Annotated in this window: 29 protein-coding genes; 11 read left to right on the forward strand and 18 right to left on the reverse strand. The window is 65.8% G+C overall.

The window, feature by feature from the left end; genetic code table 11:
• Nucleotides 1-28: 28 nt before the first annotated feature.
• Nucleotides 29-625, reverse strand: a complete 597-nt coding sequence (locus DW2_RS15005; protein WP_038147884.1) for a glutathione S-transferase family protein — start codon at nucleotides 623-625, stop codon at nucleotides 29-31.
• A 157-nt stretch (nucleotides 626-782) separates the two neighbouring features.
• Between DW2_RS15005 and DW2_RS15010 the strand changes: the two genes are divergently transcribed.
• Entirely contained in the window at nucleotides 783-2,018 is a 1,236-nt protein-coding gene (locus DW2_RS15010; protein WP_038147885.1) for an MFS transporter, read from the forward strand.
• Here DW2_RS15010 and DW2_RS15015 read toward each other — a convergent pair.
• Both DW2_RS15015 and DW2_RS15020 read right to left on the reverse strand, forming a co-directional pair.
• The gene (locus DW2_RS15015) at nucleotides 2,006-2,857 is read right to left on the reverse strand and encodes an SDR family oxidoreductase (protein ID WP_038147886.1); all 852 of its coding nucleotides are present in this window, start codon (nucleotides 2,855-2,857) and stop codon (nucleotides 2,006-2,008) included. The two genes, DW2_RS15010 and DW2_RS15015, sit on opposite strands and share 13 nt — an antisense overlap.
• Nucleotides 2,854-3,147: an Rdx family protein gene (locus DW2_RS15020; protein WP_038147887.1), complete on the reverse strand. Its 294-nt coding sequence runs from the start codon at nucleotides 3,145-3,147 to the stop codon at nucleotides 2,854-2,856. The genes DW2_RS15015 and DW2_RS15020 overlap by 4 nt, the downstream gene beginning before the upstream one ends.
• 75 nt (nucleotides 3,148-3,222) lie before the next feature.
• Between DW2_RS15020 and ade the strand changes: the two genes are divergently transcribed.
• From ade to DW2_RS15045, 5 genes are all read left to right on the forward strand, one after another.
• On the forward strand, nucleotides 3,223-5,025 hold the full coding sequence (gene ade / locus DW2_RS15025; protein ID WP_038147888.1) for an adenine deaminase: 1,803 nt from the start codon (nucleotides 3,223-3,225) through the stop codon (nucleotides 5,023-5,025).
• Nucleotides 5,022-6,497: an AMP nucleosidase gene (locus tag DW2_RS15030; protein WP_051856147.1), complete on the forward strand. Its 1,476-nt coding sequence runs from the start codon at nucleotides 5,022-5,024 to the stop codon at nucleotides 6,495-6,497. Before ade ends, DW2_RS15030 begins: the two co-directional genes overlap by 4 nt.
• Before the next feature lie 131 nt (nucleotides 6,498-6,628).
• Entirely contained in the window at nucleotides 6,629-6,916 is a 288-nt protein-coding gene (locus DW2_RS15035) for an HU family DNA-binding protein (RefSeq protein ID WP_038147889.1), read from the forward strand.
• Nucleotides 6,917-7,001: 85 nt separating this feature from the next.
• Entirely contained in the window at nucleotides 7,002-7,877 is an 876-nt protein-coding gene (locus DW2_RS15040; protein WP_038147890.1) for a DMT family transporter, read from the forward strand.
• A gap of 13 nt (nucleotides 7,878-7,890) precedes the next feature.
• The gene (locus tag DW2_RS15045; RefSeq protein ID WP_038147891.1) at nucleotides 7,891-8,577 is read left to right on the forward strand and encodes an NnrU family protein; all 687 of its coding nucleotides are present in this window, start codon (nucleotides 7,891-7,893) and stop codon (nucleotides 8,575-8,577) included.
• A 12-nt stretch (nucleotides 8,578-8,589) separates the two neighbouring features.
• Here the strand turns inward: DW2_RS15045 and DW2_RS15050 are convergent, their stop codons facing one another.
• The 3 genes from DW2_RS15050 to dapD all read right to left on the reverse strand — a co-directional run bounded on the left by DW2_RS15050 (nucleotide 8,590) and on the right by dapD (nucleotide 11,135).
• Nucleotides 8,590-9,864 carry a lytic murein transglycosylase gene (locus tag DW2_RS15050; protein ID WP_038147939.1) on the reverse strand — a complete coding sequence of 425 codons (1,275 nt, stop codon included), beginning with the start codon at nucleotides 9,862-9,864 and terminating at the stop codon, nucleotides 8,590-8,592.
• Between the two features lie 85 nt (nucleotides 9,865-9,949).
• Nucleotides 9,950-10,315, reverse strand: a complete 366-nt coding sequence (locus tag DW2_RS15055; protein ID WP_038147892.1) for a hypothetical protein — start codon at nucleotides 10,313-10,315, stop codon at nucleotides 9,950-9,952.
• A complete protein-coding gene (gene dapD, locus DW2_RS15060; RefSeq protein WP_038147893.1) occupies nucleotides 10,308-11,135 on the reverse strand; it encodes a 2,3,4,5-tetrahydropyridine-2,6-dicarboxylate N-succinyltransferase in 828 nt (275 codons plus the stop codon). Before dapD ends, DW2_RS15055 begins: the two co-directional genes overlap by 8 nt.
• An 82-nt stretch (nucleotides 11,136-11,217) precedes the next feature.
• Between dapD and DW2_RS15065 the strand changes: the two genes are divergently transcribed.
• Complete coding sequence (locus DW2_RS15065; protein ID WP_038147894.1) at nucleotides 11,218-12,042, forward strand: LOG family protein; 825 nt, start codon at nucleotides 11,218-11,220, stop codon at nucleotides 12,040-12,042.
• 19 nt (nucleotides 12,043-12,061) lie between these two features.
• Here the strand turns inward: DW2_RS15065 and DW2_RS15070 are convergent, their stop codons facing one another.
• From DW2_RS15070 to DW2_RS15085, 4 genes are all read right to left on the reverse strand, one after another.
• Entirely contained in the window at nucleotides 12,062-12,784 is a 723-nt protein-coding gene (locus DW2_RS15070) for a gamma-glutamyl-gamma-aminobutyrate hydrolase family protein (RefSeq protein ID WP_038147895.1), read from the reverse strand.
• The gene (locus tag DW2_RS15075) at nucleotides 12,781-13,740 is read right to left on the reverse strand and encodes an amidoligase family protein (RefSeq protein ID WP_038147896.1); all 960 of its coding nucleotides are present in this window, start codon (nucleotides 13,738-13,740) and stop codon (nucleotides 12,781-12,783) included. The genes DW2_RS15070 and DW2_RS15075 overlap by 4 nt, the downstream gene beginning before the upstream one ends.
• Nucleotides 13,741-13,798: 58 nt before the next feature.
• The gene (rlmN, locus tag DW2_RS15080) at nucleotides 13,799-14,980 is read right to left on the reverse strand and encodes a dual-specificity RNA methyltransferase RlmN (protein WP_038147897.1); all 1,182 of its coding nucleotides are present in this window, start codon (nucleotides 14,978-14,980) and stop codon (nucleotides 13,799-13,801) included.
• A 130-nt stretch (nucleotides 14,981-15,110) separates the two neighbouring features.
• Nucleotides 15,111-15,632, reverse strand: a complete 522-nt coding sequence (locus tag DW2_RS15085; RefSeq protein ID WP_038147898.1) for an invasion associated locus B family protein — start codon at nucleotides 15,630-15,632, stop codon at nucleotides 15,111-15,113.
• Nucleotides 15,633-15,791: 159 nt separating this feature from the next.
• On the opposite strand from DW2_RS15085, the gene DW2_RS15090 reads away from it, so the two are divergent.
• Nucleotides 15,792-16,784, forward strand: coding sequence for an asparaginase (locus tag DW2_RS15090; RefSeq protein ID WP_038147899.1), 993 nt, complete (start codon nucleotides 15,792-15,794; stop codon nucleotides 16,782-16,784).
• On the opposite strand, the gene DW2_RS15095 is transcribed toward DW2_RS15090, so the two are convergent.
• The 6 genes from DW2_RS15095 to DW2_RS15120 all read right to left on the reverse strand — a co-directional run bounded on the left by DW2_RS15095 (nucleotide 16,785) and on the right by DW2_RS15120 (nucleotide 20,837).
• The gene (locus DW2_RS15095) at nucleotides 16,785-17,603 is read right to left on the reverse strand and encodes a DUF1217 domain-containing protein (protein ID WP_038147900.1); all 819 of its coding nucleotides are present in this window, start codon (nucleotides 17,601-17,603) and stop codon (nucleotides 16,785-16,787) included.
• The gene (flbT, locus tag DW2_RS15100) at nucleotides 17,600-18,004 is read right to left on the reverse strand and encodes a flagellar biosynthesis repressor FlbT (protein ID WP_038147901.1); all 405 of its coding nucleotides are present in this window, start codon (nucleotides 18,002-18,004) and stop codon (nucleotides 17,600-17,602) included. The genes DW2_RS15095 and flbT overlap by 4 nt, the downstream gene beginning before the upstream one ends.
• Complete coding sequence (gene flaF, locus DW2_RS15105; RefSeq protein WP_038147902.1) at nucleotides 18,001-18,378, reverse strand: flagellar biosynthesis regulator FlaF; 378 nt, start codon at nucleotides 18,376-18,378, stop codon at nucleotides 18,001-18,003. The genes flbT and flaF overlap by 4 nt, the downstream gene beginning before the upstream one ends.
• Before the next feature lie 84 nt (nucleotides 18,379-18,462).
• Nucleotides 18,463-19,992 carry a flagellin gene (locus DW2_RS15110; RefSeq protein ID WP_038147903.1) on the reverse strand — a complete coding sequence of 510 codons (1,530 nt, stop codon included), beginning with the start codon at nucleotides 19,990-19,992 and terminating at the stop codon, nucleotides 18,463-18,465.
• A 217-nt stretch (nucleotides 19,993-20,209) separates the two neighbouring features.
• Nucleotides 20,210-20,548, reverse strand: coding sequence for a flagellar protein FlgN (locus DW2_RS15115; RefSeq protein WP_038147904.1), 339 nt, complete (start codon nucleotides 20,546-20,548; stop codon nucleotides 20,210-20,212).
• Nucleotides 20,538-20,837: a rod-binding protein gene (locus tag DW2_RS15120; RefSeq protein WP_081875013.1), complete on the reverse strand. Its 300-nt coding sequence runs from the start codon at nucleotides 20,835-20,837 to the stop codon at nucleotides 20,538-20,540. The genes DW2_RS15115 and DW2_RS15120 overlap by 11 nt, the downstream gene beginning before the upstream one ends.
• A 202-nt stretch (nucleotides 20,838-21,039) precedes the next feature.
• On the opposite strand from DW2_RS15120, the gene DW2_RS15125 reads away from it, so the two are divergent.
• Nucleotides 21,040-22,644, forward strand: a complete 1,605-nt coding sequence (locus DW2_RS15125; RefSeq protein ID WP_162178899.1) for a flagellar hook-length control protein FliK — start codon at nucleotides 21,040-21,042, stop codon at nucleotides 22,642-22,644.
• 12 nt (nucleotides 22,645-22,656) lie between these two features.
• Nucleotides 22,657-23,322 (forward strand): flagellar hook capping FlgD N-terminal domain-containing protein, encoded by a 666-nt coding sequence (locus tag DW2_RS15130; RefSeq protein WP_038147906.1) that lies wholly within the window; start codon nucleotides 22,657-22,659, stop codon nucleotides 23,320-23,322.
• Here DW2_RS15130 and ubiB read toward each other — a convergent pair.
• Together ubiB and ubiE are read right to left on the reverse strand one after the other, a co-directional pair.
• On the reverse strand, nucleotides 23,319-24,848 hold the full coding sequence (gene ubiB, locus DW2_RS15135; protein WP_038147907.1) for a 2-polyprenylphenol 6-hydroxylase: 1,530 nt from the start codon (nucleotides 24,846-24,848) through the stop codon (nucleotides 23,319-23,321). The genes DW2_RS15130 and ubiB overlap by 4 nt on opposite strands.
• Nucleotides 24,849-25,601, reverse strand: a complete 753-nt coding sequence (ubiE, locus tag DW2_RS15140) for a bifunctional demethylmenaquinone methyltransferase/2-methoxy-6-polyprenyl-1,4-benzoquinol methylase UbiE (RefSeq protein ID WP_038147908.1) — start codon at nucleotides 25,599-25,601, stop codon at nucleotides 24,849-24,851.
• 76 nt (nucleotides 25,602-25,677) lie between these two features.
• On the opposite strand from ubiE, the gene mutM reads away from it, so the two are divergent.
• Entirely contained in the window at nucleotides 25,678-26,523 is an 846-nt protein-coding gene (gene mutM / locus DW2_RS15145) for a bifunctional DNA-formamidopyrimidine glycosylase/DNA-(apurinic or apyrimidinic site) lyase (RefSeq protein WP_038147909.1), read from the forward strand.
• Nucleotides 26,524-26,540: the final 17 nt, after the last annotated feature.

Genomic DNA, 26,540 nt, shown 5'->3' on the forward strand with positions numbered 1-26,540 from the left:
TCCGGCGGTGGATAGCGTGGCGCCGTCTCTACCCGTCGCGCTTCGCCACGGCCCGCTTGTAGGCCGGACGCGCCCGCATCCGCGCGTGATACTCGCTCAGCCGGTGCTCGACGATCGGGAATTTCGCCATCAGAGCCCAGTCGAGGCAATGAGCGAGGATGATGTCGGGGACCGTCAACTCCTCGCCCATCACGAAATCGCCTTCGCTCATCCGGTGAATCAGCGTGTGCTGGGACCGCTCGAACTCCCACCGCAGGCTGTTCTTTATTCCCGACAGCCGCAGCTCCTCGGGGAGGATGAAACTGTGGCGCGCGGCGGTCCAGAGATTGGCGTCGAACTCGTCGAGCAGGAATTGCGTCAGGCTGTCCTGGCGCGCCCGGTCGAGCGTGCCCGGCTTGTGGGTCAGGCGCCCATGCGCATCCGAGAGATAGGTGATGATCGCGGTCGAATCGGTGATCGGCGTGCCGTCGACGACAAGCACCGGCACCTTGCCCGCCGGGTTGAAGGCCACGACATCCTCCGAGCGCGGTGCCGCCCGCACATGCTCGTAGTCCAGCCCGAGTTCCTCGAGCATCCACAGCACCCGCAAGGTGCGCGAACCGACCGTTCCGATGACCGTGTACATCCTGTCTCCCCGTCTGTTTGGCGGCATTGGGCCATGACTGGCCGGGGGGTGCAAGTCGCCCGCGCGATTGTGACCGCGACAAGCCCGTTATTGACCTGTGGCCCGCGCGCGGCAATATCCGCCCGATGCGGAGGGGAGATCCGCCGGGAGACTCGACATGACCCAGACCCGATTGTTCACGCCGGTCCTGATCGGCGGCGCCGTGATCTTGATGCTGAGCTTCGCCATCCGCGCGAGCTTCGGCGTCTTCCAGATCCCGATCGCCAGCGAGTTCGACTGGCCGCGCGCGGAGTTCTCTCTCGCGATCGCGGTGCAGAACCTCGCCTGGGGCATCGGCCAGCCGATCTTCGGGGCGATCGCCGAACGTTGGGGCGACCGGCTTGCGATCGTGCTGGGCGCGCTGACCTATGCGGCCGGCCTGATCCTGTCCTCCTTCGCGATCCATCCCGAACAGCACCAGCTCTTCGAGATCCTCGTGGGCTTCGGCATCGCGGGCACCGGGTTCGGGGTGATCCTGGCCGTCGTCGGCCGCGCCAGCTCGGACGAGAACCGCTCGCTCGCGCTCGGTGTCGCGACCGCGGCGGGTTCGGCCGGTCAGGTCTTCGGCGCGCCGATGGCCGAACTTCTGCTCGGTCATTTCCCCTGGCAGACCGTCTTCGTGATCTTCGCCGTGGTGATCCTCGCCTCGCTCGCTTTCCTGCCGCTGATCCGCGCCCCCGAACGCGCGAGCCGCGAGGAGCTTGCCGAGAGCATGGGCGCGGTCCTCATGCGCGCCTTTCGCGATCCGTCCTACACGCTGATCTTCCTCGGCTTCTTCTCCTGCGGCTACCAGCTGGGCTTCATCACCGCGCATTTCCCCGCGATGGTGACCGAGATGTGCGGCGCGGTGCCGCCCGGCTCGCTGCTGGCGGGTCTCGGGATCGAGACGACCTCGGCGCTCGGCGCGGCGGCGATCTCGGTGATCGGGCTGGCCAATATCGCGGGCACGATCTACGCGGGCTGGGCGGGCAAGCGCTGGTCGAAGAAATACCTCCTCGCCGGGGTCTATTTCCTCCGCACCATCGTCGCGGGCGCCTTCATCCTCACGCCCATGACCCCTGCGACGGTGCTGATCTTCTCGCTCGCGATGGGGGCGCTGTGGCTGGCGACCGTGCCGCTGACCTCCGGCCTCGTCGCGCATATCTACGGGCTGCGCTACATGGGCACGCTTTACGGAATCGTCTTCTTCTCGCATCAGGTCGGCGCCTTCCTCGGCGTCTGGCTGGGCGGGAAGCTCTACGACATCTACGGGGATTACACGCTGGTCTGGTGGGTCGGCGTCGGCGTGGGAGCCTTCTCGGCGCTCGTCCACCTTCCGGTGCGCGAGAAACGGGTCGAGCTTCAGCCTGCCTGATCGAGCATCGCCCTCAGCCCCGCGCGGTAATCGGGATAGCGTAGCGAGATCCCGAGATCGCGCTTGATCTTGTCGTTTCGCACCCGCTTGCTCTCAGCATAGAAACTGCGCGCCATCGGGCTCAGATCGGCCTGATCGAAGGGCACCTCGGGCGGCAGCGGCAGGCCGAGCAACTCGGCGGCATAGGCGATCACGTCCTGCGGCGGTACGGGGTCGTCATCGCAGAGATTGTAGACCGCGCCCGGATCGGGGGCCTCGATGGAGGCCAGCAGCACCTGCGCGATATCCTCGACATGGATCCGCGAGAAAACCTGCCCCTCCTTGATGATCCGCCGGGCGCTGCCTTGGCGGACCTTCTCGAACGGCCCGCGACCGGGGCCGTAGATCCCTGCGAGCCGGAAGATATGCAGCGGGAGCCCGTGCGCGGCGGCCAGCGCCCCCCAGGCCGCCTCGGCCTCCACCCGCGCCTGTCCGCGCGCCGTGGAGGGCGATAGGGGCGTCGCCTCGTCGACCCATCCCCCCGCGTGATCCCCATAGACCCCGACGGTGGAAAGATAGCCCACCCAGTCGAGATGCTGCGCCGCAGCAATCGCCTCATGCTGCGCAGCGAGAACCGGGTCGCCATCGGGGCCGGGGGCCACGGATGTCAGCAGATGCGTCGCCTGATCGAGCGGCAGATCTCCGCCATCCCAGATCAGCGGCTCGACCCCTTCCCCGCGCAATGCCGCGGCCTTCTCGGGGCTCCGCGTCGTCCCGATCACCCGCCATCCGCGCGCGAGCAGATGCGGGGCCAGCGCGCGTGCCGAATAGCCGTGGCCGATGGAGAGCAGCACCTTCATTTCGACCCCCTGTCGATATGGCCGAGATCCCGGCCCGGTTCCATTCTGTCGCGCAGACGCCACTTGATCTCCGCCGCGTCCGGGAACCCGCCGTCGCGTCTGCGCTCCCAGATCGTCTCGGATCCCGGACAGATCTCGTAGACACCGCCATGGCCCGGGTTCAGCGCGACCTCGCCCGGTTCATCTCCGAAGGTGGAGAGCCGTTCCTGCGCCATCCAGCCCGCACGCAGCAGCCAGTTGCAGCCGGTGCAGTAGGTGATCGTCACACGCGGTTCAGATGGGTCTGTCATGGGAAAGATGTAGCGCCGCCGCGCGCGTATAACAACGTCTCTTGAACCTTCCTGCATTGGGTGACAGGCTGCGACATGGCACTGAAGAACAAGATCAAATCCTGGCCCGAAGCCGCGCCGCGCCTGATTGCCGTGGCTGCCGGGCGCGAACCTGCCGACCTCGTGATCCGGGGTGGCAAATGGGTCAATGTCCACTCCCGCGAAGTGCTCGACGGATACGATATCGCCGTGGCCGAGGGCCGGTTCGCCGCCATCGCGCCAGACCTGTCGGACAGTATCGGACCCGAGACCGAGGTCATCGAGGCCGAGGGGCGCTACATGGTGCCGGGCCTGTGCGACGCGCATATGCATATCGAGTCGGGCATGCTGACCCCCGCCGAATTCGCCGCCGCTGTGATCCCGCACGGCACCACGACCATGTTCACCGACCCGCATGAGATCGCGAATGTGCTCGGCCTCGAGGGCGTGCGGATGATGCATGACGAGGCGCTGATGCAGCCCGTGAACATCTTCACCCAGATGCCGTCTTGCGCGCCCTCCGCACCGGGGCTCGAGACGACCGGTTTCGAGATCACCCCCGAGGACGTGGCCCAGGCGATGACATGGCCCGGCATCATCGGTCTGGGCGAGATGATGAACTTTCCCGGCGTGATCGGGGCCGATCCGAAGATGCTGGCCGAGATCGCCGCGACCCAGACCGCGCAGAAGACCGTGGGCGGGCATTACGCATCGCCCGATCTGGGGGCGCCCTTCCGGGCTTATGCGGCAGGCGGGCCCGCCGACGATCACGAGGGGACCTGCGAGGCTGACGCCATCGCACGGGTGCGTCAGGGCATGCGCTCGATGATGCGGCTGGGCTCGGCGTGGTATGACGTGGAGACCCAGATCACCGCCGTGACCGAAAAGGGTCTCGACCCGCGCAATTTCATTCTCTGCACCGATGATTGCCACTCGGGCACGCTGGTCCATGACGGGCATATGAACCGCGTCTATCGCCATGCGGTGGAGTGCGGGGCCGATCCACTCGTGGCGCTGCAGATGTGCACGATCAACACTGCCACGCATTTCGGGCTGGAACGCGAGCTGGGCTCGATCACCCCTGGACGCCGCGCCGATCTGATCCTGACTTCGGACCTCGCGACACTGCCGGTCGAGCAGGTGATCGCGCGCGGGGTGACCGTCGCGAAGGATGGCGAGCTTCTGACCGAGTGCCCGCATCTCGACTGGCCCGAAAGCGCGCGCAACACCGTGCATCTGGGCAAGACGCTCACCGCTTCCGATTTCGAGATCGACGCCCCCGAGGGCGCCAACACGGTGACCGCCCGCGTGATCGGCGTTGTCGAGAACCAGGCGCCGACCAAGGCGCTGACGGCGGAGCTGACCGTGACCGATGGACTCGCCCAGCCGGATGCGGAGAAGGACATCGCCCAGATCGCGCTGGTCGAGCGGCATCGCGGCACCGGCGGGGTGACCAACGGGTTCGTCTCGGGCTTCGGCTACAAGGGCCGCATGGCGATGGGCTCCACCGTCGCCCATGACAGCCACCACATGATCGTCGTGGGCACCGACCGCGAGATGATGGCCGCCTGCGCCAACCGTCTTGGCGAGATGGGCGGCGGGGTCTCCGTCTGGAAGGACGGGGCCGAGATCGCCTCGGTGCCGCTGCCGATCGCCGGTCTGATGTCGGACGATCCGGCCGAAACCGTCGCAAGCCGCGCCGGGCGCATGGTCGAAGCGATGGCAGAATGTGGTTGCCGCCTCAACAACGCCTACATGCAGCATTCCCTGCTCGCGCTCGTCGTGATCCCGGAGATCCGGATTTCGGATCTTGGGCTGGTGGACGTGACGCGCTTTGAACTGACGGACCTTTTTGAATGAACAAGACCCTGGACATAATCAGCCCCGAGGCAAGGCCCTCCGAAACCTTCATGGATGCCGAGGCTGCGGTTGCGCGGCTCGAGGAACTCTATGGCGAAGCGACGGCCTTCCTGCTCGACAAGTTCAACGAGACGCTGGCGAGCGGCAAGGCACTGGCCCGCTTTTGCGCCTATTACCCCGAGGTGCGGATCTCGGTCACCTCGCATACGAAATCCGACAGCCGCCTGAGCTTCGGCCACGTCGCCCTGCCGGGCACCTACACCGCCACGATCACCCGGCCGGATCTGTTCCGAAACTACCTCACCCAGCAGTTGGGGCTTCTGATCCGCAATCACGGCGTCCCGGTTCAGATCGGCGTGTCGCAAACGCCGATCCCGGTGCATTTCGCCGTCGCCGCCCATCCGGAAGTGACCGTACCGCAGGAAGGGGTGCTCGATTTCAGCCTGCGCGACGTGTTCGACGTGCCCGACCTCGCCGGGATGAACGACGATATCGTCAACGGCAGCGCCGGCCCCAATCCCGACGGCTCGGGCCATCTTGCGCCTTTCACCGCACAGCGCGTCGATTACTCGCTCGCCCGGCTCTCGCATTACACCGCGACCGCGGCGGAGCATTTCCAGAACCACGTCCTCTTCACCAACTACCAGTTCTACGTGGACGAGTTCGAACAGGTCGCGCGGCACATGCTGGCGGATCCCTCGAACGGCTACACGAGCTTCGTCGCGCCGGGCAACCAGGAGATCCACGACCCGCAGGAGGACATTCCCGGTCTCGCGAAATTGCCGCAGATGCCGGCCTATCACCTCAAGCGGCCCGACGGTCAGGGGGTCACGCTGGTCAATATCGGGGTAGGCCCGTCCAACGCGAAGACCGCGACCGATCATATCGCGGTGCTGCGCCCCCATGCCTGGCTGATGGTCGGGCACTGCGCGGGCCTGCGCAATTCGCAGCAACTGGGCGATTTCGTCCTCGCCCATGCCTATCTGCGCGAGGATCACGTCCTTGATGACGACCTGCCCGTCTGGGTGCCGATTCCGGCGCTCGCCGAGGTGCAGGTCGCCCTTCAGGAAGCGGTCGCCGAGGTGACCAAGCTCGAAGGCTACGAGCTGAAGCGGATCATGCGCACCGGCACCGTCGCCACGATCGACAATCGCAACTGGGAGTTGCGCGACCAGTCCGGCCCGGTCCACCGTCTGAGCCTCTCCCGCGCGGTGGCGCTCGACATGGAAAGCGCGACGATCGCGGCCAACGGGTTCCGCTTCCGCGTGCCCTACGGCACCCTGCTCTGCGTCTCCGACAAGCCGCTCCACGGCGAGTTGAAACTGCCCGGGATGGCGACGGAATTCTACCGCACGCAGGTGGCCAATCACCTGCTGATCGGGATCCGCGCGATGGAGAAACTTCGCGAGATGCCGCTCGAGCGGATCCATAGCAGGAAATTGCGTAGCTTCGAGGAAACAGCCTTCCTGTGACGTAGGAAAATCGTCAGGAAACCGGGAAAAGGGCTTGCCATGCTCAATAAAAACGTGTCGAACATGGCCCACCAACCGTGAGATGCGGACGAAATTGACCCCGGAGCAGCGGGGCGAAGAGAGGAACGAAAATGTCGAAACCGATGACCAAGACCCAGTTGGTGGCAGCGATCGCCGAGGCGATGGATGCCGACAAGAAGACCGCTTCGGCCGCGCTCGACGCGATCACCGAGATCGTCACCAAAGAAGTGTCCAACGGCGGCGCCGTCACCCTGCCGGGCATTGGCAAAGTCTACTGCCGTGAGCGCCCCGAGCGCATGGTCCGCAACCCGGCCACCGGCGAGCAGATGCAGAAGCCGGCCGACAAGCAGGTCAAAGTGACCGTTGCCAAGGCGCTCAAGGACAGCGTCAACGCCTGATAGGCCCTCTCTTCCTGGATGAGGGACAGAAGCTTCGAGGGCGCCCACGAGAAATCGGGGCGCCCTCTTTCGGTTCGGAGGATACATGGATCTGCGCGCGATCGGAATGGGGCTGGCCTTCGCCGTGATGTGGTCATCGGCCTTCACCTCGACCCATATCATCGTAGCCGAAGCTCCGCCGCTCGCCGCCCTCTCGGTCCGGTTCCTGATCTCGGGCGCAATCGGCGTCGCACTGGCTCTCGCCTTCGGTCAGAGCTGGAAGCTGAGCCGCGCCCAGTGGCGTGCCACGATCATCTTTGGGTTGTGCCAGAACGCGCTCTATCTGGGCTTCAACTGGGTCGCGATGACGAAGGTGGAGGCCTCGGTCGCGGCGATCATCGCCTCCACCATGCCGCTGATCGTGGGGGCCCTCGGGTGGATCGTCTTTCGTGACCGGATCCCGCCGCTCGGCATGGCGGGGCTCGTCGCGGGCTTCGGCGGCGTCGCGATCATCATGGGTGCGCGGCTTCAGGGCGGAGTGGACCCGGTCGGGCTTGCGCTCTGCGTCGCGGGGGCCCTCGCCTTGGCGGTCGCCACCCTCACCGTGCGCGGCGCGAGCGGCGGTGGCGGCGGCGTCCTGATGATCGTCGGCCTCCAGATGCTGGTCGGCGCGGCGAGCCTCGCGGTGGTCTCCCTCCTGACCGAACATCTCTCCGTGGCCGTCACGCCGAAACTGGCGCTTGCCTTCACCTATACGGTTCTCGTGCCCGGCCTGATGGCCACCTGGGTCTGGTTCCGGCTGGTGGGGCGGATCGGCGCGGTGCGCGCGGCCACGTTCCATTTCCTGACCCCCGTCTTCGGCGTCGCGATCGCGGCGCTGGTGCTGGGCGAGAAGCTCGACTGGCACGACGCGCTCGGCGTCGCGGTGATCGCGGGCGGCATCCTCGCGGTGCAGATCTCGAAGCAGGAGGCGCGCCGCTAGGCGCTCGGGGATTATGGGCGGATGGGGTGAGTTCATCGCTGCGGGGCTGCTCTTCCTCGCATCGCATGCGATCCCCTCGATGCCGCAGCTCAAATCCGGCTTCGTGCGCGTGCTGGGGCGGCGCGGCTGGACCCTGAGCTTCGCCCTGCTTTCGACGGTGCTGTTCTTCTGGCTGATCTTCGCGGCAGGTCGCGCTCCCTATGTGGAACTCTGGCCGCAGACGGCCTGGGCGCGCTGGCTCGTGAACATCGCGATGCCGGTGGCGATCCTGCTCGGGAGCTTCGGCGTCGCGGCGCCCAATCCCTTCGCCTTCGAAGGCCGCGCGATGGGGTTCGACCCGTCCCGCCCCGGCATCGCGGGGCTCACCCGCCAGCCGCTTCTCTGGGCGATCCTGATCTGGTCGGGCGCGCATCTGATCGCCAACGGGGATCTCGCCCATGTCATCCTGTTCGGGGGCTCGGGCCTTTTCACCCTGATGGGCATGCGCATGATCGAGGCTCGCAAACGCCGCCTCCGGGGGGCGGAGGAATGGCGGCGGCTGGTGGCCCATACCGGGCTGGTGCCGGGCACCGCGCTGATTTCGGGACGCTGGCGGCCGCGCGGGCTCCCCGCGGCCCTGCGGCTCGCCATCGCGCTGGCGATCTGGGCGGCGCTCTACCACCTGCACCCGGTCGTGATCGGCGTCAGCCCGCGGCCCTGACCGCCACGGCCCCTAGCTTTTGCGCAGCACCTGCAGAAGCTCGAGCGTCGCATATCCATCCGGCGGCAACCCGCGCGATTTCTGATAGGCCACGATCGCCTCGGTCGTGTTCGCGCCGATCTTGCCATCGGTCCCCTGCGTGTCGAAACCGGCCGCGGTGAGCCGCTCCTGCAGTTCGACCTTCTGATCGCTCGAGAGCGGCTTTCCGGTGCGCGGCCAATCCTGCACGAAAGGCCCCTTGCCCTTGAGCCGGTCCGAGAGGTGACCGACCCCGATCACATAGGCATCGGCGGAATTGTAGCGCGAGATCGCCCGGAAATTCCCGAAGATCATCAGCGCCGGCCCCTTCGCGCCCGCAGGCAGGAGGATCGACGCCGAGCCATAATTGGGCACCATGCCGCCGGTGGCCGAGCGCACGCCGAGCGTCGCCCAGTCCGACGGGCTCTTGCTCACTCCCTTGCCGGTCAGACCGTAATTGAACCCCGGCGGCAGCGTCACCTCCACGGCCCATGGCTGCCCCTTCGACCAGCCCGAGCGCGCCAGATAGGCCGCGGTCGAGGCCAGGGCGTCGGTCGGGTCCTCCGACCAGATGTCGCGCTTGCCATCGCCGGTGAAATCGACCGCATAGGCGAGATAGGAGGTCGGGATGAATTGCGTGTGGCCCATCGCCCCCGCCCAGGAGCCGGTCATGTGGCGCGCATCCACATCGCCATCCTGGATGATCCGCAGCGCGGCGATCAGCTGCTTGGCGAAGAACGAACCGCGCCGCCCGTCATAGGCAAGCGTCGCGAGTGCCGGGATGATCGCCGTGCTGCCGCGATGGGCGCCGTAGCGGCTCTCCATGCCCCAGATCGCGACCACGACCTCCTTCTCGACGCCGTAACGCCGCTCGATGCGGTCCAGGGTCGGGCCGTAACGCCGCAGCATCTCCTGTCCATTAGCCACCCGCTCGGGCGAGACCGCGCTGTCGAGATAGTCCCAGATCGCCCGGGTGAACTCGGCCTGGTACCGGTCGCGCTCGATCACCTTCGGATTGTAGCGGATCCCGGCAGTGGCGCGGCGCCAGGTGGTGTCGGAAATACCTTCGGCCAGAGCGCGTTTCCTGAACCCGGCGAGCCAGGCCTCGAAACGGGCCTCGGTCGCGGCATCGGTGGCGGGGATGGGATCGGCCACGGGCGCTGCCCCTCTCGGCATCGGCCTGGGCGAGGATTCGGGCGGATCGGCACATGCCGCCAGCCCCGAAAAAGCCAGGAATGTCAGTGGGATAATTTTTCCAGAATATGTCATGCTGCTGCCCGCGGTTCTATGCCCTTTGAGCATCAGTCTATCAACGCGCGGGCCCGTTTCAACGGGCGTGATCGGCACCGGCGATTTATTGCAGCGGCGTCTTGTCGTCGCCGTAGAACGGGGTCATCTGCGCCACGATCACCGAGTTCTCGTCGAGCGCGCGCTGCATGAGCTCGCGCTCATCCTCGCCGATCTCGTGACCCTGCTTCTCGCGCTCCTCGAGCGTGCCGTAGCCGGTGACGTCGAGAGGCGCGAGCTCCGCCTGCTTGAGGATCGCCACGGTTTCACGCACCGCCTCGGCCTCGTCCACCCCGCTCGCATAGCAGAGCAGCCCCGCGCCCGACGCGCCTTTCGGCAAGCCGTCACCCGGCGCGCGGCCGACCTCGACCAGCAGGGTATAGACCTGCTGGCGCGAGGGTTTCTTCGCGGGTTTTTCCGGAACGTCAGTCACGCAGCAGCTCGTTGATGCCGGTTTTCGACCGGGTCTGCGCATCCACGCGCTTCACGATCACCGCGCAATAGAGGTTCACGTTGTTCTTCGAGGGCATCGAGCCCGAGACCACGACCGAATAGGGCGGCACTTCGCCATACATCACTTCGCCGGTCTCGCGATCGACGATCTTGGTCGATTTGCCGATATAGACGCCCATGCCGAGGACGGAGCCTTCGCGCACGATGCAGCCCTCGACCACCTCGGACCGCGCGCCGATGAAGCAGTTATCCTCGATGATGGTAGGGCCGGCCTGCATCGGCTCGAGCACGCCGCCGATCCCGACGCCGCCCGAGAGGTGCACGTTCTTGCCGATCTGCGCGCAGGACCCGACGGTGGCCCAGGTGTCGACCATCGTGCCCTCGTCGACATGGGCGCCGAGGTTCACGAAGGAGGGCATCAACACCACGCCTTTCGCGATATAGGCGGATTTGCGGACGATGCAGTTCGGCACCGCGCGAAAGCCTGCGGCCTTCCACTGGGTCTCGCCCCAGCCCGCGAACTTGCTGTCGACCTTGTCCCACCAGGTGCCGCCCTGCGGGCCGCCTTCCTGCATTTCCATGTCCTTCAGGCGAAAGCCCAGCAGCACCGCCTTCTTGGCCCATTGGTTGACATGCCAGTTGCCGTCGGCCTGTTTCTCGGCCACCCGCAGCGTGCCGCTGTCGAGCGCGTTCAGCGTGTCCTCGATCGCCTCGCGGGTCTCCCCCTTGGTGGCGGGGGTGATCGTGTCGCGGGTCTCCCAGGCGGCTTCGATCGCGGCTTCCAGCGCGGCGTTGGACATGTCGGTCTTCCTCTTTCAGGTGGCCTTTACGGGGTACAGGCTATAGTTGGAGTTTGCAGATCGCGCAATGAGCAGGACCCCCATGAAGGACGATACGACGCACCCTTTCCGTCATTCGCACGAGGATGCGGCGGCGGCGGACCGGATTCCCGATACCCCGCAGACACGCGCCCCGGCCTACCGGCTCGCCTTCACCGATGTCGATTTCATGATGCGCGAGGAGCTGCGCCCGGTGCGCCTGCAGCTCGAACTGTTGAAACCGCAGATGATCATGGACGAGCGCGGGATCGAGAGCACGGTCGTGATGTTCGGCGGCGCCCGCATTCCCGCCCCCGAGCGCCGCGAAAGCGCGAGAACGCCCTTCCTTGCCGAGCTGTCACGCTATTACGAGCAGGCGCGCCTCTTCGCGACGGCGATGACCCGGCGCTCGATGGAGAGCTACGGACGGGAATTCGTGATCTGCACCGGCGGCGGCCCCGGCGTGATGGAGGCGGGAAATCGCGGTGCTCACGAGGCGGGCGGGCAGTCGATCGGCCTCAACATCGTGCTCCCGCACGAACAGGCCCCCAACGAGTTCGTCACCCCCGATCTCAGCTTCAACTTCCACTATTTCGCGATCCGGAAGATGCATTTCCTGATGCGCGCAAAAGCCGTCTGCGTCTTCCCGGGCGGGTTCGGCACGCTCGACGAGATGTTCGAGGCGCTGACCCTGATCCAGACCCACCGCATGGCGCGGATCCCCTTCATCCTCTTCGGCCGCGAATTCTGGAACGAGATCATCAACTGGGAACGCTTGAAAGAGGCGGGCACGATCTCGCCCGAGGATGTGGAGCTGGTGAGCTTCGTCGAGACCGCCGAGGAGGCCGAGGCGGTGATCGACGGATGGGATTACACCGGTTGCGGATGATCCCGGTCCGGGGGAAGGCTCACCTTCCCGAACGGGCTTCGGCTTCCGCATTCACCTCGGGCAGCTGCGCGCGGTGCTCCGCCCGGGCCCGCGCCGCCGCCACGAGCGCACGGAAAAGCGCGCGCTGCCGGGAGGCATAGGTGAGATATTCGGGGTGCCACTGAACGCCGAGCGCGAAAGGCTCCTCGACCCGTTCGACCGCCTGCACCATGCCGGAAATGTCGCGCGCGGCGATGCGCAGCCCTTCCCCCAGCAGGTTCACCGACTGGCTGTGAAGCGCATTGACCCGCATCGGATCGGTCCCCGCAAGCGCGGCGAGGCGGGTGCCATATTCGACGCGAACATCCTTGCGCGGCAAGATGGTGGTGATCCGGCGCGCCTCGTAATGGCCATAGGCATCCTGATGGAGCGTGCCGCCAAGCGCGACATTGATCATCTGCGCCCCGCGACAGATCCCGAGCACCGGCTTGTCCTGGATCATCGCCTCCTCGACGAGGCAGCGCTCAAGCTCGTCGCGCGCAGGGTCGAGCACCGCGGACTGGACCAGATCGCCGCCATAGAGTTCGGGCGAGATGTCATCGCCGCCGCCGACGATGATGCCGTCGACATGGGCCACCTCCGCGCGCCGGTCGGCGACCCAGCGGACCGAACGCCCGCCCGCCATCCAGACCCCGGCCGCGATGAAGGGGTAGACCCGCCACCCGGTGCGGCGCGAGGTCGAGATGCCGATCAGGGGCCTCATGAGAGCCCGGCCTCGTCCAGCAGCGCGCCGCAACGCGCGACCCAGCGGCTGCCCAGAATCTGGACGCCCGATTTCTCGGCCAGCCATTCACGACAGAGCGTCTCGAGAAGCTGCGGCCGGGCCGCGATCGCCTCGACCAGCCACCAGCGCTGCCATTCCGTGTCGAGCGACCAGTCAGGGTCGTCGATCCGGCAATCGGGCAGCCGGAAATGGAAGGTGGGCCGCGGCGAGACCGTGCCACCCCTGCCCTCTTCCGGCGCGATCAGGTCGGGCCGCAGATGGATGAAGACCGGCAGCATATCGAGCCCGTGATTGCGCGACAGCGTATGCGAACGGTAGGTCATGATGACGCGTTCGAGCGAGGCGTCGGGCCCAAGACGCGCGAGATCGCCGATCAGCCGTTTCGGGAAGGGCGCGGTGAAGGGCAGCAATTCCCGCGTGCGCTCGATCGGATGGATCGCGCGCATCCACTCCTCGATCAGCGCATAGGCAAGAAGCGGGCGCACGATATCGCGATCCTGTGCGCTTGCGATCTCCGGATTGAGATGAAGCCCGAAACCGTAGAGCAGCGAGCGACCCGTTCCCTCCGCACCTTCGCTGCGCAGCAATTCAATGAATTCCGAGAGTTGCATAAGCCCGTCGCGGGTGAGCGGATCGGTCACGATCTCGACGGGAATGACTTCGCGGCCGATCTTGAGCCCGAGGGCTGCGAGCGCCACATCGGCATGCTTGCGCAGGAAGATGTCGAGATACACCTTCAGATCGCCGATCCGCGTGCCGCGCACCTCCCAGTCGTCGCCCGAAAGGCGGCGCGCCTCCCCCCCGAGATGGCGCGCGGCGAGGCGGGCGATTTGTTCCTCGGTAAGACCCCCGAGTTCGATCTCCACACCGGTGCGACGCTCTCGGCCGTCAGCGGTTTCGGCTATGGGCAGGAGTGCGATGGCCTCTCGCGTCATGCTGTCTCCGGCTGATTATCCCTCGGGAAACAATGCCGACGCATGAGGGCGGGTTCCTTCAGAGGCCGGCCTCGGCATTGATCTCGGCGCGGGTCTTGCGGGCCCGGTCGGTGGCGGATTTGAGCTGCCCGCAGGCGGCCATGATATCCTCGCCGCGCGGCGTGCGGATCGGCGAGGCATAGCCCGCCTTGTAGATGATATCGGCGAAGGATTCGATCCGCTCCCAATCGCTGCGCTGATAGGGGGCGCCCGGCCATTCGTTGAACGGGATGAGGTTGATCTTGGCGGGGATGCCCGAGATCAGCTTCACCAGACGCCGCGCATCCTCGTCGCTGTCGTTCACATCCTTCAGCATCACATATTCGAAGGTGATCCGTTCGGAATTCGACAGCCGCGGGTAGTCGCGCAGCGTATCGAGCAGGGTCTCGATATTCCATTTCTTGTTGATCGGGACGAGCTTGTTGCGCACCTCGTCGGTCGTCGCGTGGAAGGAGATCGCGAGCAGACAGCCGATCTCTTCGGCGGTCTTGGCGATCTCGGGCACGACGCCCGAGGTCGAGAGCGTGATCCGGCGGCGCGACAGCGAGATCCCCTCGCCATCCATCACCACCTGCATCGCGTCGCGGACATTCTCGAAATTGTAGAGCGGCTCGCCCATCCCCATCAGGACGATGTTCGACACGAGGCGGGTCTCTTCCTTGGGCTGGCCCGGTTGCGGCCATTCCTCCAGATCGTCGCGCGCGACCATCACCTGCCCGACGATCTCGCCCGCGGTCAGGTTGCGCACGAGCTTCTGCGTGCCGGTATGGCAGAACGAGCAGGTCAGAGTGCAGCCCACCTGGCTCGAGATGCACAACGTGCCGCGGCTTTCCTCGGGAATGTAGACCGCCTCGACCTCGTGCCCACCCGCGATCTTCAGAAGATACTTCCGGGTGCCATCCATCGAGACCTGTTTCGACACGATCTCGGGCACAAGGATCTCGAACCGCTCGGCCAGCATCGCGCGGTAATCCTTCGCGAGGTTGGTCATCTGGGCGAAATCGCGCACCCCCCAGTGATAGATCCATTGCCAGATCTGCCCGACGCGCATTTTCGCCTGCTTCTCGGACGTGCCCGCCTCGATCAGGGCGGCGCGCAGCTGGTCGCGGGTGAGACCGACGAGGTTCACCTTGCCGCCCTCGGGCAGCTTGCGCGGGATCGTGTGCACGTCTTGCGTGATCGGAGCCGAAGGCTGGGTCATGGCGCGTTTCCTTGATTGAAGCGCTTCATATAGGAGATTCGGCCCTGCGATAACAGGGGGTATGCGCAATCGCCGTACAGGCGAAAGCCCCGGCGGAAGACCGGGGCTCCGAGCGTGGATCACGCGGGGCTTACTTGCAGCGTTTCTCGGCTTCGTCGGTCGCGGCGGTGAAGCCCATCAGCGAGAAGGTGTCCTGCGTCTGGGTGCCCCGGCTCGAATGGCCCGTGAGCGTCACATCCGCACCCGCCTTGAGCGCCGCGACGATCTTCGCGTCATCCTCGGGCGAGCCCGCCCATGCGCCTTCCCCGTCGGTGAACAGCGTGAATTTCTGCCCGCTCACATCCATCTCGACGGTCGACCCGTTCTCGAAGGGATAGCCGCCCATGAAGGAAATCTCCGGCGCCTTTCCGGGCCGGTAGGTAATGAAGAGCAGGATGTCGCCGCGGCGCACCTGCACTGTCTTCCCGTCCTTCGTGTTGACCGTCTTTTTCGGTTTCGACACGCCCCAGCACTCCTTGGGGTTGTCGTCGACGAAGACGCTCCAATCGGTATTCGCGGCCACGCGATTGGTGCTGTCCTGCGCCATGGCGCCCTGCGTCGCACCGAAGGTAAGCGCAACGATCGCCGCAATTTGCAGACCCATTTTCATCATGCTTACAGCCTCCAGCTGCCGTTCTGCCTCTGCATCGCCAGGGTCGGTCACCCTTTTTCTGATGGCGGATGCGTTTTCCACTCGATATCACCCGTTTAACCTGAAAATGCCCAGCGGGAAAACCCCGCGACGGCGAGATTTCGCGCATGGGAGGAGCAAATGGCGACCGCGATACCGATGATCGAGTTGTGGCGGGGCGGGATGCTGGAATCCGAGCACCTTGGCCATGCCGTGATCTACGGCCCCGGCGGGATCGAGATGGCGTGGGGCGACCCGGACGCCGTGATCTTCCCGCGCTCCTCGGTGAAGATGATCCAGGCGCTTCCTCTGATCGAAAGCGGGGCGGCGCAGGCGGCGGGGCTCACCGATCGGCAACTGGCCCTGGCCTGTGCGAGCCATTCCGGCGCCGCTTTGCATCGCGATGGCGTGGCGCAATGGCTCCACGCGCTCGGCATGGGAGAGGCCGACCTGCGCTGCGGCGCCCATATGCCGCGCGACCGCGAGGAGCGCAGGCGCCTGACCTGTTCGGACGAGGCGCCTTGCCAGATCCATAACAATTGCTCGGGCAAGCATGCTGGATTCCTGACGCTCAACCGGCATCTGGGGGGCGGACCCGAATATGTCGATATGTCGCACCCGGTCCAGCAAGCGGTGAAATCTGCTTTCGAAGACGTGACCCAGGAGGCCTCTCCCGGCTTCGGGATCGATGGCTGCTCGGCGCCGAATTTCGCCACCAGCATCACGGGGCTCGCCCGCGCGATGCAGTTCTTCGCCGCGGCCAGTCCCGCCGGATCCCGGCGCGAGGCCGCCGCCGCCCGTCTGGCCCGCGCCATGGCCCAGTTCCCGGAGATGGTCGCGGGCGAAGGACGCGCCTGCACCGAGCTGATGCACGCGATGGGCGGCCGTGTCGCGGTCAAGACGGGGGCGGAAGCCGTGTTCGTCGCCATCCTGCCCGAACAGAAACGCGGCATCGCGCTCAAGATCATGGATGGGGGGACGCGCGCCTCCGAGGCGGCGGTCACCGCGCTCCTGATCCGGCTCGGCGCTCTCGAGCGGAACCATCCCGTCGTCGACCGCCTGCTGACCGGCACCCAACGCAACTGGCGCGGCATCGCGACCGGCGAGTTGCGGCTCGCCCCCGGCTTCGGCTGATCAGAGCCTCAACGACAAGCCCCCGCGTGCAGCGGTTTGAAGCAATTGCAGCGCTGAAGCACCCGCGCTCATCGTGGCGGAGGATCGGAGCTGGGCGCGCTGCAGAAAATCCCGCGTGAAGGCCTCGAGTCGCGCCGGATCCGCGAATTGCGCGGGATCGGGCGAGCCATACACGCGTTCCGCTTTTTCCGAATAGATGCGGTACTGTTGATCGACATCGAGAGAGGCGACACTGTCGGGCAAGCTCAGCGCGGCCTGAAAGGCGCGGCTCATCACCGGTGAGGCGATGATCGTGTACCATTTCGTCGCCTCCGAACTCTGTTGCCGGGCGAGCTCCGGCAGATCGCGCTGCAAGGCAAGCGCGATACGCATGTCGTTATCCGCCTCGCCAACCGCCGTCTCAAATTCGCGTCGTTCGTAAAGCGCAAGGATCTCATCGGCGAAATCCGAGAGCGCCGTGCGCGGTGTGTCGAAATCCCCGAAGCCGAAGGCCCTGGTGAGGGCGAGGTAGCGCTTGTCCGACAATTTGTTGGCGATCGCACCGGGATCGAGCGAGCCTTCTTCGAGAACCTTGCGGATGAAAAACCGGTTGTCGATATCCTCGCGCAAGCCAAATGCGCCGAGCGCGACGGAGAGCAGCCTTCGATTGCCGACCAGCGCCTCGGGCGTCCGGATCGTGTCGATCCTGTCTCGAAAATACTCGGACTCCCGTCGGATCTCTGCCGAGCTGTTGAACGCCGCCTGTTGCCGGGAGAGCGTACGGTTCAGGAACGCCCAGCCTGCTGAACCGGAGGAGGTGAGGACCGGCCGGTAGCTCATTGCGGGCGCGCCGCGAGCAGCCGCTCTTCGCGTGGCAGCAACCCGCGCAGGGCCTTGAGCGCTTGGTAATACTGGTTGTCGATCACGGCGAGGGTGGCCGCGTTGAGCTGTGTGCGGCTGTCGTGATCGGTGAGAACCTGACTGAGTTGTTCGATCCCGCGCAGGAGCTGCATCTTCGCCTCCTCGGGATCGGCATCGCCGGAGAGCACGAGCTGCGCGATGTAGCAGACCCGGCGGACCGGCGTGTTCACTTCATGCGGATGAATCGCATCGCGCAGGCGCAGGATATTGGCGTTGGGCGTCATGATCGCGAGCCGCGAGCGCCGCTCGCCATTCTCGATGACCGCGCCGTTGATCAGCACACGCTCTTTCGGGGCGAGTTTGAGGACGAGGCCACTCATGTGTTTTCCCCTTGCTGGCGCAATCCGCGCATGATCGCGGTGTTGATCTCGACGAGAACCTCGGGCGAGGCCCCGCCAGCCAGCACCTTGCGACTATGGGTCTGGGTGAATTCGTTGAGGTAGAACAACCGCGCCCGCAATTCTGCCGGCAGCGCATTGGAGGGATCGGCCACATCCGCGGCCAATACCGACCAGAGACGGCGATTGTCATAGACCGCTTGCGCGAGCGCGGGGAATGCCGTCTTCCCCGCCCCCGCAGCCTGTTTGAGGCGACGGGTGACGCGGGCGAAAAGCTCGAACTCGGTACCGCGCGCGGTGCGCACCGGCTGGTCAGGATTGTCATAGGCCGTTTTGGCCAGGGTCGTCGCGTACACGGGACATCCTTCCTGTGACTGGAACTGTCGAAGTGCGGCCGGGCCGCGGTGGCGAGGGCGCCGCCAAGGCGCCCCCTCCCTTCATCAGCGGAACAGCGCGAGGATGTTCTGCGGCTGCTGATTGGCGATCGAGAGCGCCTGGATGCCGAGCTGCTGCTGGGTCTGGAGCGCCTGCAGGCGCGCGGAGGCCTCTTCCATATCGGCGTCGACGAGAGCCCCGATCCCCGCCTTCATCGCGTCGGTCAGGTTCGAGATGAACGCGGTCTGGGTTTCGAGCCGGCTCGCCACGGAACCGAAGGAGGCCGCCGCCTCGGTCGCGTTCTGGATCATCGTCTCGATGTTATCGAGCGCCGCCTGCGCACCCGCATCGCTCGTCACATCAACATCGTCGAGCCCCGAAAGACCGCCCGTCTGAACCGCGTTGTCATTCGCGTCGTCATTGGCGGTGATCGTCACCGTCGCCGCCGAGGCGTTTTCATTGGCGATCTCGAGCACCCATTGGTCGGACCCGTTCTTGCTCACTTTCGTGGCGATATCCGCATTCACCTCGGAATCGATGGCGACCTTCAGCCCTTTCACGACGTCTTCCATCGTTTCGCCGGCGCCCGCGACATAGCTGGCGGTGATGCCGTTCGAGAGCGCGAACTGATAGCCGTCGCCCTGATTGACGGTGACATTGGCGAAGGTGAAGCTTTCCGCGCGCTGATCGAGGGTGACGCTGGTGGCCCCGAGCGTCCCCGCGCTCGCCCCGCCCTGAGTCACCGTGATGGCGGTCGTGTCGAAATTGCGCGTCGACGAGAATTCGAGCGTGCCGGCATTGTTCGCCACCGTGATCCCGTCGATCTGGGCGGCGTTGATGGCGTCGGCGATGGTCTGCGCCGCCGTGGTATTCGTCGCGCTCAGATCCCCGGCCGCGAAGCTGACCGTCGTTCCCCCGATATTGAAGGAGAGCGAGTCGCCGCTGAAATCGCCGGTCAGCGAGATATCCGCGTCGGTCGGGGTCCCGGCGCCGTCATCGCGGATCGCCGCGCTCGAGAGCGTGGTCGAGGTTGCCGTCACGTTGGAGGAGAGATCCGTCAGCCCCGCGCCCGTCCCCAGAGCGCCGTCCGTGGAGGTCAGATCTTGGCGCGACACGCTGATCTGCGCCGCCTGCACGCTGCCATCGGCCTGCCGGTCGAGCGACGACAGGATCGAGACCGAGTCGGCCCCTTCGATCAGGTTCAGCCCGTTGAACTGGGCCGCGCCCACCACCGACGAGATCTGATCGCGCAGCGCGACGATATCCTCCTGGATTTTCTCACGGTCGACATTCGAGCCTTGGGCCGCGACGATCTTGCCTTTCATCTCGGTCAGAAGATCGGTGATCGTCTCCGAAGCCTGGCGGGCGACAGCCACCGTCGAATCGCCGAGCGCGAGGCTGTCGGCGATTCCCTTGAACCCTTTCACATCGGATTCCATGACCTTCGAGATCGCCCAGACCGCGGCATTGTCCTTGGCCGAGCCGACCGACTTGCCGGTCGAGATCTCCGATTGGGTGCTTGCCAGATTGGCGTTGATTCCCTTGAGCGTCTGAAGCGCCACCATGGCGCTGGTATTCGTCAGAATGCTGGACATGTCTTATCCTTTTCGGTTCGGCGCTTTGCGCCGGAGTTTCGAAAGCCGCGCCTTCACGCAGCGCTTCTGGCGTTCTGACCAATGCGCGGGCTTCGGGGCGCCGCGCGCCATCCTTGCGGATGCGGGTCCAATCTGCCGTGCGAAGGCCTAACGAACCCCTAAGCCCAGTTGCGAATGCTGGCCTGAGAGCGGGAAAACTGCCCCTGTGGTTAATCGGTCAGGCCCGGCGCTCGAAACGCCCGCCGCCCGAGCGAATGACCTGCTTGTTGCCGCCGGAATCATACGCGTCGAAGCCCCGCGCCGCCGAAAGCGCCGCCTCCAGACGCCCTTGGGCCGCGCGAATACCATGCATCGCCGCCATCAGGAGATGCTCATTCGCGGCGGCCTCCTGCCCGATCCGGCGCAAGACCTCGGCGCCCTTTGCGTCGAGGTCAGAGATCGCTTTCCTCTTCTGCTCGACAAGCGTGGCGAGTGCCCCGAAATCGGCGCGACGAATGGCCTCTCGCTCGCTCCGCAAAACCGCGACAAGTTCCTCGGTCGCGGTCTCAGACTGCATTTTCGTCCCCGCGCGCCTTGAGCGTTTCGAAGATCGTTTCGGCGAGGCCTATGCCACCTGCCCGCACCATCTCGCGCGCCTGCTCGTCGCGCAGAAAGGAGGCAAATTGCGTCTCCCCGATTCCGCCCCCGAATATTCCCGCTTTACCCTCGAGACCCGCATGTTTGAGCATTTCCGCAAGGAAACTCGCCTCGAGCGCCTCTGCGGTCCGGCGCAGATCCGGCACGCGCGCCGCCGTCGAGCGGGAAGCGATTGGCGCGATCTCGCGAAGGGGCTGAATATCGGTCATAGGGCGGACCTTTTGTGAAGAATTTTTCCCAATCTGACAGCTGCGGGTAAAGAATCGGTAATTCCCTTCCACCACAGTGATCCCGACACAGGCAAAGCTCGTGAGACTCATGCACCCCTCGTCCCTGACAGAAGTTCCGCCCCTCGGCCCCCTCCCCGCCCCCCGTGACATGGGGCCGGACAGTATGGGCGTTCCTCAGGACATGCTGGGCTTTTCCCTGTCGCTGGACATGCAGGCGGGCACGGCGACCACGAATGTCGCCGCGAGGCTGCAGCAGATCGTGCAGGCTCCCCCCCGCACGCATGAGATCATGCGTCTCCTGCATGAGGGCCAACTCGAGGCGCTTCTCACTTCGGAGGAGCCCGGCGATCCACCGGACGAACCGCCATTTGCTGAAGGGCGCTCCGGTGCGGAGGGTAACGAGAGCGCCAGTTTTCCGGAGGACCCCGACGCTGCGGCGGCAACCGAAGCGTCGCTCACAAATATCCCAGATGTTTCGAGCGAACAGGGCATTGCTGCGATCCTAGCCGCATCAGGGCCGCCCGAAACTCCGGAGGCTGGGGGGAGCAGCTCTGCCGCCTCGGGTCCCCTGAATCGACCAGAGCCTGCGCCGGCAGGGGTACACGATCCGCTGGCAAAGGGGGAACTGCGGTTCGTTCCCCGGCGCAACCAGGGGGCTCCTTCGGGCGCGCGAGTTGTCGACCTCCCCGCCGAGAGCCTCATTCCGGCCGATCAAGGACCGGAAACTGTCTCGGTGACGCCGGCCGCCTCGTTCCTGCCCCGAGAAGGGGAAGGCCTGGAGAAGGCGGCGGAATCCGCGCCGGTCTTTTCAGGAACCGCGAGCGGCGCGAGGCAAGCAGCGGTGTCGCTGACGGCGGCCTCGCAAGCTCCCTCCGTGATCGTGCCCGCGGCACCCGGCCAAGATCGCGGTATTGTCGGACTTGCGCCGGGGAGCGAACCCAGCGGACAAGGCGGCGAAGCGGCTCCAGCGGCGCTGTCCGGTCTTTCCGGCGGGCCCGAGCTTGATGGCGCCAATCCAGCGAGATCCCCGGAGAATGCCCCGCCGCCGGGACCGTCCCCCATTTCCGTTCGACCCGGCCATTCCGATCAGACCCGGCCGTCTTCCGACCTCATGCCTGCCGCCTCGGAGAATCAGCGCGAAGCGGCGGCGGTTCGGACGTCGGACCGGCCGCAAAATGAGAGCGGCGCGCAGACAGCATCTCCGATGGCGCCGTCGGCAGCCTCTCCCGCGGAACACATTTCATCGACGACAGGCTCGGAGTGGCGGAACGTCAGCCCGGAGGAAGCGGAGGGGCCCCGCGAATCAGGTGCGATCCGGTCTGATCCCCTCTTCACCGCCCCTGCGGATACCAAGGTCCGCTTCCCGGCGCAGGTTCCCCCATCGGTGGGGCACTCGGTCGCGCACCAGATTTCCGTGGCCCTCGCCACAATGCCCGACCAACCGGTGGAGATTTCGCTCTCCCCCGAGGAATTGGGGCGGGTTCGACTCACGCTCCATGCCGCCGATCAGGGCATGACGGTGTCGATCCAGACCGAACGTCCCGAAACGCTCGATCTGATGCGGCGCCATATCGACAGTCTTGCGCGCGAGATGCGGGACCTGGGCTACGAAACGCTCAGCTTCAACTTCGGGCAGCCGAACGGACAGGAACGCTTCGCGCAGGACATGACGGCCCCCGAGAGCCGCCATCAACCCGATGATGCCTCCTTCGAACCTGTCACCGCGCGCCCCGCACTGCCACCGCAACATGGGGCTGGCGCGTCCGGCCTCGACCTTCGCCTCTAGGAGAAGAGCATCATGACCTCCCTCTCCCCAGTCACCGCATCTGCCCCCTCCACGCCCGCAGCAAACGGAACACCTTCGGCGTCAGCGCTCAGTTCCGATTTCCAGACCTTTCTGACGATGCTCACGACGCAAATGCAGAATCAGGATCCGCTCAACCCGATCGAAAGCTCGGATTACGCGGTGCAGCTCGCCACCTTCTCGGGCGTCGAGCAACAGGTGAAGACCAACGAACTGCTGCAGAGCCTGAGTGCCCAGATGGGGCTGAGCGGGATGGCTGAGATCGCGGGTTGGGTCGGCATGGAAGCACGCAGCGAAGCACCGGCCTGGTTCGATGGCCAGAGGCCGGTCACGCTCTCGCCCGATCCCGCCCCGGGCGCCGACCAGGCGTTCGTGATCGTGCGCGACACCACGGGAAAAGAGGCCTCGCGGCAAGCTATCCCCGTTAGCGCGGGCACCTTCGACTGGGACGGCCGCGATACGGCGGGCATGCCGCTGCCGGCGGGCCTCTACAGTTTCACGCTGGAAAGCCAGACGGGCGGCAAGGTGATCGCGACCGGTAGGGTCGAGACCTATGGCCGGATCATCGAGGCCCAAGGGACCGACGACGGTCCGGTTCTCATCCTCGAAGGCGGTACGACAGTCGCGCCGGGAGCGATCAGCGCCTTGCGCGAAGGCTAGAGCAGACTGCCCAGAAGGACGCCACCCGCGACGAGCGCCGCCCCCGCCACCAGATAAGCGAGACCGCGCCACCGGCTGGTTTCTACTCGTTCAGGCGCCGTGTCGCCGCGCGCATGGATCGCAGACTTGAGCAACTCGGGCAACTCGGGCCCGAACCGCGACAGCACATGGAGGCTGCGACGAAGATCCCGCAACGCGGCGCGCGGGCCCAGATTCTCGCGGATGTATTTTTCGACCACGGGGCGCGCGACTTCCCACATGTTGATCGAGGGATGGAGCGAACGCGCAACACCCTCGACCACGACCATCGTGCGCTGCAGCAGGATCAGCTCGGTCCGGGTCTGCATCCCGAAACGCTCCGTCACCTCGAAGAGATAGGCCAGAAGCCGCGCCATCGATATATGGGCGGCATCCATCCCGAAGATCGGTTCGCCCACCGCGCGCAAGGCAAGCGCAAAATCGTCCACATCGTGATCGGCCGGCACATAGCCCGCCTCGAAATGCACCTCGGCCACGCGACGGTAATCGCGCTGGATGAACCCCATCAGGATCTCGGCATAGACCCGGCGGGTATATTCGTCGATCTGGCCCATGATCCCGAAATCATAGGCGAGGATATCGCCATTCGCCGCGACCTTGAGATTGCCGTGGTGCATGTCGGCATGGAAATAGCCGTCGCGCAGGGCGTGGCTGAGGAAGAGTTGCAGCACTCGCTCCCCCAGCGCCACCGTGTCGTGGCCGGCGCCGATCAGCGCCTCGCGATCGCCAAGCGGCAGCCCCTCGGCCCAGCCCAGCACCATCACGCGCCGCGCCGACAGGTTCCAGGCGGGCTGCGGCACCATGAAGCCCGCATCGCCCTTGGTATTGGCGCCGAATTGCGAGGCCGCGGCAGCCTCGAGCCGCAGATCGAGCTCGCCCAGCACGACGGATTCGAAATGGTTGACCACATCGGTCGGACGCAGCCGCCGCGAGGCGGGCGAAAGCCGCTCGATCATCGCGGCGGCGAAATGGAACGCGTCGAGATCGCGCCGGAACGCCCGCTCGATCCCCGGGCGCAACACCTTCACCGCAACCTTCTCGCCGGTATCGGCGCGCCGCGCGGCATGGACCTGCGCGATCGAGGCGGCGGCCACGGGTTCGGAAAACTCGCTGAAGAGCTGATCCGCCGGCGCACCGAATTCCTCGGCGATGGTGCGCTTGGCGATCTCGGTCGAGAATGGCGGGAGCTTGTCTTGCAGCACCCGCAACTGATCGGCCAGTTCCTCGCCCACCACGTCGGGGCGGGTCGAGAGCACCTGCCCGAACTTGATATAGGCGGGCCCGAGGGCCGTGATCGCCCGCGTCACCGGGGGCAGGTTCGGATCACCCTTGTAGCCGATCCAGGCGAAGGGCGCGCTGAACGCATAGGCCAGCGCGCGCAGGCGCGGCGGCGCGTTCATCGCCTCGAGCGCGGCGCGCATCGACCCGGAGCGGATGAAGGTCGCCCCGGTGCGGATCAACCGCCAGATGTTGTGCGGCCCGCGCATTCAGATCTTCCAGCCCGAATGCAGCGCCGCGATCCCCAGAGAGAGATTGCGGAAGGAGACATTCCCGAACCCGGCCTCGCGGATCATCTGGGCGAAACGCTCCTGCGGCGGGAATTTCCGGATCGATTCAACCAGATACTGGTAGCTCTCCCGATCGCCCGCCACCATCTGCCCCATGCGCGGGATGATGTTGAAGGAGTAGAGGTCGTAGATCTTCTGCAGCAGGTCGTTCGGGATCTGGCTGAATTCGAGCACCATCAGCCGCCCGCCCGGCCGGAGCACGCGATAGGCTTCGGAAAGCGCGTCCTCGATGCGAGTCACGTTCCGGATTCCGAAGGAGATCGTGTAGACGTCAAAGGAATTGTCGGCGAAGGGCAGAGCCATCGCATCCCCCACGACCCAGTCGAGCTTGTCGGCCATCTCCGCCGCCTCGGCGCGCTTGCGGCCCTCGACCAGCATCGGTTCGGTCATGTCGCAGACGGTGACATGGGCGTCGCCGGCGCGCTTGAGGAAACGGAACGCCACATCGCCCGTGCCGCCCGCGACGTCGAGCAGCTTCTGGCTCGGGCGCGGCGCGAGCCAGTCCATCATCGCATCTTTCCAGATCCGGTGGATGCCCCCGCTCATGACGTCGTTCATGATATCGTATTTTGACGCCACGCTGGAGAACACTTCGTGGACCATTCCGGCCTTGGCGTTCTCGTCTACCGTCTTGAAGCCGAAATGCGTGGTCTTGCCTTGCTCTGCGCTCATGGGCCCTTGCCGATCCGGATTTCTCCCCCTTCTTATAGGAGCCCTTCGCGCCAATACAATCCGATGAGGAGAGACGATGCCCGAATTGCCCGAGGTCGAGACAGTTCGTCGCGGTCTGGCCCCCGCGATGGAAGGCCGCCGGATCGAACGGGCCGAGGTGAACCGCCCCGACCTGCGCTGGCCGCTGCCCGAGCGGATGGCCGAGCGCCTGCAAGGCGCGCGGGTCGAACGGTTGCGGCGGCGCTCGAAATACATTCTCGCCGATCTCGACACCGGAGAGAGCCTGTTGATTCATCTCGGCATGTCGGGACGGATGCTGGTCTCGGGCGTGATGCTGGGCGATTTCCATCTCGACCACCCGGCGCCGCAGAAGCACGATCATGTCGTGCTCCACATGGAGAATGGCGGCCGGGTCACCTTCAACGACGCGCGTCGTTTCGGGGCGATGGACCTGGTGCTGACCGAGCGCGAGGCCGCGCATTGGCTGCTGGCCGGCCTCGGGCCGGAACCCTTCGGCAACGATTTCCACGAAGACTACCTCGTCGAGGCGCTCAAGCGGCGCGCAAGCCCGATCAAGACGGCGCTGCTCGATCAGCATGTCGTGGCGGGGCTCGGGAACATCTATGTCTGCGAGGTGCTGCACCGTGCGGGGATCGACCCGCGCCGCCAGGCCAAGCGGATCTCGGCGGCCCGGCTCGCCTCGCTCGTACCGATCATCCGTGAGGTCCTGACCGAGGCGATCGCCGCGGGCGGCTCGTCGCTGCGCGACCATCGTCAGGCCGATGGCGAACTCGGGTATTTCCAGCATACGTTCCGGGTCTATGACCGCGAGGACGAAACCTGCGCCGGCTGCGGAACCCCGATCCGGCGCATCGTTCAGTCGGGCCGCTCGACCTTTTTCTGCCCGTCTTGCCAAAAATGACGCAGCGCCCCTTTCTC

It is taken from the genome of Thioclava atlantica (assembly GCF_000737065.1).
GTDB lineage: Bacteria > Pseudomonadota > Alphaproteobacteria > Rhodobacterales > Rhodobacteraceae > Thioclava > Thioclava atlantica.

Coding starts and splice junctions, on each gene's coding strand:
- DW2_RS15005 (WP_038147884.1), bottom strand. CDS start 625: ATGTACACGGTCATCGGAACGGTCGGTTCGCGCACCTTGCGGGTGCTG.
- DW2_RS15010 (WP_038147885.1), top strand. CDS start 783: ATGACCCAGACCCGATTGTTCACGCCGGTCCTGATCGGCGGCGCCGTG.
- DW2_RS15015 (WP_038147886.1), bottom strand. CDS start 2,857: ATGAAGGTGCTGCTCTCCATCGGCCACGGCTATTCGGCACGCGCGCTG.
- DW2_RS15020 (WP_038147887.1), bottom strand. CDS start 3,147: ATGACAGACCCATCTGAACCGCGTGTGACGATCACCTACTGCACCGGC.
- ade (WP_038147888.1), top strand. CDS start 3,223: ATGGCACTGAAGAACAAGATCAAATCCTGGCCCGAAGCCGCGCCGCGC.
- DW2_RS15030 (WP_051856147.1), top strand. CDS start 5,022: ATGAACAAGACCCTGGACATAATCAGCCCCGAGGCAAGGCCCTCCGAA.
- DW2_RS15035 (WP_038147889.1), top strand. CDS start 6,629: ATGTCGAAACCGATGACCAAGACCCAGTTGGTGGCAGCGATCGCCGAG.
- DW2_RS15040 (WP_038147890.1), top strand. CDS start 7,002: ATGGATCTGCGCGCGATCGGAATGGGGCTGGCCTTCGCCGTGATGTGG.
- DW2_RS15045 (WP_038147891.1), top strand. CDS start 7,891: ATGGGCGGATGGGGTGAGTTCATCGCTGCGGGGCTGCTCTTCCTCGCA.
- DW2_RS15050 (WP_038147939.1), bottom strand. CDS start 9,864: ATGACATATTCTGGAAAAATTATCCCACTGACATTCCTGGCTTTTTCG.
- dapD (WP_038147893.1), bottom strand. CDS start 11,135: ATGTCCAACGCCGCGCTGGAAGCCGCGATCGAAGCCGCCTGGGAGACC.
- DW2_RS15065 (WP_038147894.1), top strand. CDS start 11,218: ATGAAGGACGATACGACGCACCCTTTCCGTCATTCGCACGAGGATGCG.
- DW2_RS15070 (WP_038147895.1), bottom strand. CDS start 12,784: ATGAGGCCCCTGATCGGCATCTCGACCTCGCGCCGCACCGGGTGGCGG.
- DW2_RS15075 (WP_038147896.1), bottom strand. CDS start 13,740: ATGACGCGAGAGGCCATCGCACTCCTGCCCATAGCCGAAACCGCTGAC.
- rlmN (WP_038147897.1), bottom strand. CDS start 14,980: ATGACCCAGCCTTCGGCTCCGATCACGCAAGACGTGCACACGATCCCG.
- DW2_RS15085 (WP_038147898.1), bottom strand. CDS start 15,632: ATGATGAAAATGGGTCTGCAAATTGCGGCGATCGTTGCGCTTACCTTC.
- DW2_RS15090 (WP_038147899.1), top strand. CDS start 15,792: ATGGCGACCGCGATACCGATGATCGAGTTGTGGCGGGGCGGGATGCTG.
- DW2_RS15095 (WP_038147900.1), bottom strand. CDS start 17,603: ATGAGCTACCGGCCGGTCCTCACCTCCTCCGGTTCAGCAGGCTGGGCG.
- flbT (WP_038147901.1), bottom strand. CDS start 18,004: ATGAGTGGCCTCGTCCTCAAACTCGCCCCGAAAGAGCGTGTGCTGATC.
- DW2_RS15110 (WP_038147903.1), bottom strand. CDS start 19,992: ATGTCCAGCATTCTGACGAATACCAGCGCCATGGTGGCGCTTCAGACG.
- DW2_RS15115 (WP_038147904.1), bottom strand. CDS start 20,548: ATGCAGTCTGAGACCGCGACCGAGGAACTTGTCGCGGTTTTGCGGAGC.
- DW2_RS15120 (WP_081875013.1), bottom strand. CDS start 20,837: ATGACCGATATTCAGCCCCTTCGCGAGATCGCGCCAATCGCTTCCCGC.
- DW2_RS15125 (WP_162178899.1), top strand. CDS start 21,040: ATGCTGGGCTTTTCCCTGTCGCTGGACATGCAGGCGGGCACGGCGACC.
- DW2_RS15130 (WP_038147906.1), top strand. CDS start 22,657: ATGACCTCCCTCTCCCCAGTCACCGCATCTGCCCCCTCCACGCCCGCA.
- ubiB (WP_038147907.1), bottom strand. CDS start 24,848: ATGCGCGGGCCGCACAACATCTGGCGGTTGATCCGCACCGGGGCGACC.
- ubiE (WP_038147908.1), bottom strand. CDS start 25,601: ATGAGCGCAGAGCAAGGCAAGACCACGCATTTCGGCTTCAAGACGGTA.
- mutM (WP_038147909.1), top strand. CDS start 25,678: ATGCCCGAATTGCCCGAGGTCGAGACAGTTCGTCGCGGTCTGGCCCCC.